The organism is Streptomyces coffeae, assembly GCF_016741875.1.
GTDB lineage: Bacteria > Actinomycetota > Actinomycetes > Streptomycetales > Streptomycetaceae > Streptomyces > Streptomyces coffeae.
In genome coordinates, this window is sequence record NZ_JAERRF010000079.1 from 1 (window position 1) to 6,571 (window position 6,571).

Annotated in this window: 7 protein-coding genes; 6 read left to right on the forward strand and 1 reads right to left on the reverse strand. The window is 64.0% G+C overall.

The window, feature by feature from the left end:
* Positions 1-371: 371 nt before the first annotated feature.
* Positions 372-1,226: an alpha/beta fold hydrolase gene (locus tag JK363_RS40775; protein WP_201883383.1), complete on the forward strand. Its 855-nt coding sequence runs from the start codon at positions 372-374 to the stop codon at positions 1,224-1,226.
* Positions 1,227-1,813: 587 nt separating this feature from the next.
* Here the strand turns inward: JK363_RS40775 and JK363_RS43605 are convergent.
* Positions 1,814-2,002, reverse strand: coding sequence for a hypothetical protein (locus JK363_RS43605; protein ID WP_236076560.1), 189 nt, complete (start codon positions 2,000-2,002; stop codon positions 1,814-1,816).
* 68 nt (positions 2,003-2,070) lie between these two features.
* Here JK363_RS43605 and JK363_RS43610 point away from each other — a divergent pair, with 68 nt between their 5' ends.
* From JK363_RS43610 to JK363_RS40800, 5 genes are all read left to right on the forward strand, one after another.
* Positions 2,071-2,529 (forward strand): cytochrome P450, encoded by a 459-nt coding sequence (locus JK363_RS43610; protein ID WP_307822104.1) that lies wholly within the window; start codon positions 2,071-2,073, stop codon positions 2,527-2,529.
* Positions 2,530-2,613: 84 nt separating this feature from the next.
* Positions 2,614-3,816: a ferritin-like domain-containing protein gene (locus tag JK363_RS40785; protein WP_201883384.1), complete on the forward strand. Its 1,203-nt coding sequence runs from the start codon at positions 2,614-2,616 to the stop codon at positions 3,814-3,816.
* A 66-nt stretch (positions 3,817-3,882) separates the two neighbouring features.
* Complete coding sequence (locus JK363_RS40790; RefSeq protein WP_201883385.1) at positions 3,883-4,143, forward strand: acyl carrier protein; 261 nt, start codon at positions 3,883-3,885, stop codon at positions 4,141-4,143.
* Positions 4,140-5,816, forward strand: a complete 1,677-nt coding sequence (locus JK363_RS40795; RefSeq protein WP_201883386.1) for an AMP-binding protein — start codon at positions 4,140-4,142, stop codon at positions 5,814-5,816. The genes JK363_RS40790 and JK363_RS40795 overlap by 4 nt, the downstream gene beginning before the upstream one ends.
* On the forward strand, positions 5,773-6,571 hold a 799-nt coding region (locus tag JK363_RS40800), incomplete at its 3' end, for a class I SAM-dependent methyltransferase (RefSeq protein WP_201883387.1). The genes JK363_RS40795 and JK363_RS40800, both read left to right, overlap by 44 nt.

Consider the following 6,571-nt stretch of genomic DNA (forward strand, 5'->3'; position numbering starts at 1 on the left):
ACTGCCACCGCATCTGGGGTGACGCTCAACGTCGCCCAGCAGTCTCGGCCACTTTCACCGACTCCTGGCAGCCCTGGTGCGCCGCCGCAGGGCAGTAACCAGCACGCTCCTGGCCCAGCTACTGGGTGTCGGCCGCACCAACACGTCGCACCGGTTCCAGGACGGCCACCGACTCCTGGATCTGCACCAGATCGTCGTCACCCCCTTGCCCGGATCGCCCTGCCTGCTGATGAGCTCTTCAGACACCTTCCCCCCACGCCGACGTCAAGGTCTTGTTGACCTTGCTCACGGTCGCTACCCTGATCGGGCAGATAGCGGTGGGGTACTCATGGGATTTCCCGTCGATACGCGTGTATCGAGAAGGGAGATTGATGCAGAATCACTTCGTTGACGCTTCCAACGGAGTCTGCTATGCCTATCGGTGCTTTGGCGACGGTGCGCAGACTCCGTTGCTACTGCTTTCCCATTTTCGCGCCAACCTCGATATGTGGGACCCGCTGTTGATCAGTGAGATCGCGGCCGAACGGCCGGTTGTCCTGGTGGACAACGCGGGTATCGGACTTTCCGGCGGCAGAACCCCGCACACCATTGAAGAGATGGCGCGGGACATCCACGCGTTCATACAGGCCCTTCAGCTCAACGAGGTGGATCTGCTCGGATTCTCCATCGGTGGCTACGTCGCCCAAGAATTGGCGTTCAATCACCCCAACCTGGTGCGGCGCGTGATCCTGGCCGGCACGGCGCCACGCGGCACCGGCGGGGATCTCGCACTCAGCGGACGGGCCCACACATCCGCCACCAAGGAGGTGATCGGCTCCAAAGACCTCCTGTTCCTTTTCTTTCCGGCGAATCCGGCCGGTCGCGAGAGGGGAGTCGACTTCATCCGCCGACTCGGTCAGCACCGGCCGGACCCGGATCGGAGCGTCAGCCGGTCGGCTTGGCAGGCGCAGATTGCGGCGGCAACGGCGTGGGGGCTTCCGAATCCGGGAGCCCTGACCAAACTCGCGCATATGACACAGCCAACGCTGGTAGCGCACGGAGAACTCGACGTCATGGTCGATCCCGAGAAGGGACGACTCCTGGCCGAACACATGCCGAATTCGATCATGCGGGTCTTCCAGGACGCCGGCCACGCGTTTCTCTTTCAAAATCCAGAAGAATTCGCCGCCACTGTCCGTGATTTCCTCGGCGCTGCTTCCTCGGATGATGCGAGCGCTACACCGTGACGCGAGCGGGAACAGGAGCGGCCGTGGACGCTGACACAGCATCACCCCGCAAGTCACCGTGCCCGTTCGCCCTGGATGTCAAGGGCACCGACCAGCACGCCGAAAACGCGCGCCTGCGGGCAGCGGGCCGGGCGGTGCGGGTGGAGTTACCTGGTGGGGTACAGGCTTGGGCGATTCCCCACCACGATGATCTCCGGAAGGTGCTGACCGACCCCCGGGTAGCCAAGGGAATAGAGCATTGGGACGCGATGGCGCGCGGCGAAGTGCCGGACGGCTGGCCGCTGATCGCTTTCGTCAGCACCAACAGCGTGATCAACTCGCACGGTGCGAAACACCGCCGACTACGTGGCTTGGTGGATCAGGCGCTGACGCCCGCGCGTGTCGAGGCCATGCGCCCTCAAGTGGAGGCACTCGTGGCCTCGCTGCTCGATCGGTTGGCTGGTCAGCCGGCGGACCGGCCGGTGGACCTGCGTTCCATGTTCGCCTACCCGATTCCGACCACCGTGATATCGGACCTGCTCGGCATCCCGAAACGGAAGAGGCGCACGCTGCACGTGCTCACCGGTGTGCAGACACGCACCAACAATTCACCGGAACAGGTAGTGGAGATCGACGGTCAAATCAATGATCTCCTGCACGACATCATTGCGGAACGGCGTGCTACGCCGCAAAAAGATCTGATCAGTTCGCTGATCGAGGCGGCCTTGAGCGATGACGATCGATTGAGCGAGGAAGAACTCGTCGGCATGGTGCTTCTGATGTTCTTCGCAGGGCACCAGAGCATCATCAACGTCATCGTAATGCCTCCTACGCTCTGTTCACCCATCCTGAGCAGCTTGCTCTGGTGCGATCCGAGCAGTGGCCGTGGAGCGCGGTGGTCGAGGAGACGATGCGTTGGAACGGCGCGGTCAACCAGTTCCCCATGCGCTACCCGCTCGAAGACATCGAGATCGACGGAACAGCGATCAAGAAGGGCGAGGCCATCCTGTCTTCCTTCGGATCAGCTGGCCGGGATCCCGCTCAGCACGGGTACGACGCTGACGAGTTCGATATCCGGCGGCGACAGGCCGGGCATCTCGGATTCGGTCACGGTCCCCATTTCTGCGTCGGGGTTCACCTCGCACGCCTGCAGTTGGAGACCGCGCTGGCCGGGTTCTTCAGCCGATTCCCCAACGCATCCCTGGCGACCCCGGAGCAGCAGGAGTGGAAGCCGACCCCCGTCCCGTCGTTCGTCAGCAACAGTCTCGAATACCTTCCCGTGTTGCTCGGCCCGGCAGCGGCGCCGGATCTGCCTTCAAGGTGACGGCCCGCATGTCCCGTTCCCTTCCTCCGACAGGTGCGCCCGATCCGCTTGTGCACCTTGTCGACGTGCCCGGAGAGGATCGCCATGAGCGGTGATACCCGAATAGCGTTGTTGGGGCTTTCCCCGGATGCCTCGACCGCCGAGAAGATGGTCTTGCCGAGGTTCGGCAGGATCACCGTGGACCGGCCGGAGCGAGCGGACTGGGAGCGGTACCTGCACGAGTTGGATCCGCAGGCTGACCTCGGCGTGGTGTTCGTCGGCGCGGAGGCGTCAGCGCTGTCGGCGGTTCGCGACCTGAGGTCCGTAGGCAGGTTCGATCGGACCAGGGCGTATGTGGTCGATCCGGGTGCCGGTGGCCCCGTTCCAGGCTGGTTCGAGACATGGGACGTCGAGGACGCCGTCCCGCCTTCGGCCTTGGGCGAGGAGGGTATCGGCCAGTCGGTCGAACTGGCCATGCGCGCTCACCGCGCCTTGATGATGGACGAGTTGTACACCCACTTCTACCTCGACATGACATTCAACAGGATATTCGACTGGTTCGAGACCACGAGGTGGGACTGGAACGAGGTCGATCTCAGCAAGATCGACCGCGCCATGTTGAGCGAGCGTGACGTGGATTTCCTGACCGAAGCGGCGGTCATCGAGTTCGGGACCCTGCCTGGAGCCCACAACTTCCTGCGCGAGTGGCAGGGCGAGGCCAGCTTCTCTTCGTGGGCGTTGATGTGGGGCGCCGAGGAAGCGAGGCACTCGCTCGTCCAGGCGCGGTATCTCGATCGCATCGGCGTCAAAGTGCGCTCCAAGCACGCCCTCTACAAGCGAGAGCCGTATCCGCAGGGCGATGTCCGCGCCGCGACCCTCATGATGAACGTGATCTCCGAGGCCCGCGCGTCGGCACTCTACAAGGCACTGTCCGCGCAGGTCCCCGAACCCGTCATCAGGAGAATCTGGAAACTGCTGGGCAGGGACGAGGCGCGGCACTGCCGGGCTTTCTCGGTGTTCATGCGAGAACTGTGTAACGGGAATGTGGCGAATCAGATCGCCGCGATGCGAATGGCGTACATCTGGTTGGCCGACCGGAGCAACGGAATCAAGCACCCGGCCGGCGTGTTCTATCCACATTCGACGTCCACCGACGGCATCAGACGGATCGAGACCATTCAGCACGACGCTGTGGACGCCGCCGACACCAAAGTGATGTCGATCATCAGGATCATGGTCAACGACGACTCGATAGAGACGCCGCGCGACATCAAGGCGAAGCTGCGCAGCATGGCTCGCCAGTCCTAGCTGGTCCTGGTCTGCTGGTGGCTGAGGCTATGACCGGCCTGCCTGTTCCGGAAAGGATTTCAAGAGGTGGACACGGAGAATTCAGTTCGGCACTTCGTCGCGCATCGTCTGGGGATATCCGACGAGGAGGTGGCGTTCGACGTCGATCTGCGCTCGCTGCCCCAATTCGACTCGATACATGCGCTGCAGATCGTCCTCGACGTCGAGGAGCACTTCGATATCGAGGTCGAGGACCACGTCGTCTTCGAGGTGCGGACGGTGCGGGAGTTCGCCGCCGTGATCAACCAGATCGTGGCCGTCCAGGCCGACTCCGCCGTCACGTCGTGAGCCTTGTCGAGGGTCTCGGAAGAGTGGCCGGGCGCCGATCCGGTCATGGCGTACACATATTGCGGCGAGGGCGGGAAATCGCCGCGCTCAGCTTCGGCGACCTGTACCAGCAGGCGGGGAGGGTCGCGACTGGTCTGCTGGCCCGCGGTGTTGTGCCCGGCGACCGCGTGGCGGTGGTGCTGCCCACGTCCGTGGAGTTCGTCAGGGCGTTCTTCGGAGTGCTGGCTGCCGGAGCCGTGGCGGTGCCGCTGCCCGCGCCCGCTCCCTTCAGTTCATCGCGAACCTACCTCCGACGCACCACGATGGCGTTGCGTCAGTCACGCGTGCGACTTGTCCTGACCAGCGAGTCGATCGCCCCGGTGCTGACTCGGTCGATGCTGACGGCGTCTGGCTCGGCCGCAGTGGTCGACGTGCGATGCGTTATGGCGGAGGAGGCGACGTTCGTGGATCGGGCGGACTCGCATGAAGCCTTGGTCCAGTACACGTCGGGGACGAGCAGTGATCCGCGGGGGGTGGTACTCAGCCACGGCAACGTGGCCGCCGGGGTGAACGCCATCGCGTCGGGCACCCGCCTGACGGACGCGGATATCGGGTGCAACTGGCTGCCGCTCTTTCACGACATGGGCCTGATTGGTTCCTTCATCACGCCGACCATGCACGATGTCGACATCTATCTGCAGCCACCGGAGGCGTTTCTCCGTGATCCCGTGAACTGGTTGCGCACGATCACCCGGGTCCGCGCCACCTTTACCATGGCGCCGGATTCCGGGTACCGGTACGCGCTGCAGCGCACCGGACCCGAGGCTGTGGGCGACCTGGACCTGTCGGCCTGGCGGATCGCGGTGAACGGTGCGGAACCAGTTGACGAGCGGTTGCAGCGGGCGTTCATCCGGCGGTTCGCCCGGGCTGGCCTTGCGGAGACCGTATTCCTGCCGGCGTACGGGCTCGCCGAGGCCACGTTGGCGGTCACCTTCCCCCCGCTTGGTCAGCCGACGAAGACGATCAGGGTGTCTCGTGAGGCGCTGGGCCGAGGGCGCTGCGAAGCAGTGACGGGCACCCCGGGCGCATACCGGGAACTGGTGTCGGTAGGCAGACCGGTTGCCGGGATGGAGGTCCGGCTGGTCGATGATCAAGCCAACCCGCTCGGAGAAGGCGTCGTGGGTGAGATCCATGTCCGCGGTACTTCGGTCACGGCCGGCTACGAGCGTCATCCCGAAGCGACACGGCAGGTGGCTTGTCCAGGCGGCTGGGTCGCCACGGGTGACATCGGGGTCTGGCACGCTGAAGAGCTCTACATCGTCGGGCGCAGCAAGGAGACGGTCATCGTCTTCGGGGCGAACCACTACGCGAGTGACATCGAATCGGTGGTCCGGGACATCTTCGGCCTTCGTGTGCACGGTGTGCTGGCTCATCAGGTCGAGGGGCACGACGGCAGCGGGCTGGGCTTGATCGTCGAATCCAACGAGCGCGCGCCGGCGGCTCAGGAGAGCATGTCCGCTCGAATACGTTCCGCGCTCTCTGCCGAACTCGGCATCACGGCCACCCACATCACGTTCGTTGGTCGTGGAAAAATCCCTCGCACATCGAGCGGGAAGATGCTTCGGCGAAGTGGGTTGGAGGTGGACGATCGTGGTGCCGCAGACAGGCGCAGCCGAATACTTCTTCAAAAGTGACTTGCCTGACGCGAGTCGTCGGGTGGCCGTCATGGAGTTGACGTACGACGACACGAGTATCAGTCGGCTCAACCGTATAGGCGTCCAAACGGGATGGTCCTGTTTGGACGCCGGGGCCGGCGGCGGCTCGATCGCCCGGTGGCTGAGCGAGCAGGTCGGGCCGAACGGGCACGTGACCGCGACCGAGCTGGACGTGAGTGAACTGGTGGACGTCACGTCCGACGTCATCGACATTGTTCAATCGGACCTTCGCGCCGATCCGTTGCCACGGGCGGCTTTCGATCTGGTGCACACGCGTCTGGTGCTGGGGCACATCCGTGAACGTGAACAAGTCCTCAAAAAGTTGATCGACGCGGTAACTCCCGGCGGCTACCTGTTCCTAGAAGAAGCGGACTGGTTCGCGTCTGCAGCTTTGGGCCCCCAGCTGCACAGGGACGTGATGGCAGCCGCCATGACGTCCGCGGAGTCCAACGGGTTCGCGGCTCGCTGGGGGCGGCAATTGCCAAAACTGTACCGTGCGCACGGTCTTACGAACATCGTGGTCGACTGCGATGTCCCCATCCATGAGAGCGGTTCACCCGGGATGGAGTGGCTGCGTATCACTTTCCAGCTGTTGAACAGCAGCGCCAACCCGTTGGCGCTCGCATCCCATCGGTTCGAAGAGTGGCAGCGCATGGCCAGTCAGCCCGGTGAGTGGTGCGTCGGCATGGGCACGATCGGGATCTGGGCTCAGGTGCCCGACGCTCCGTCGGTGA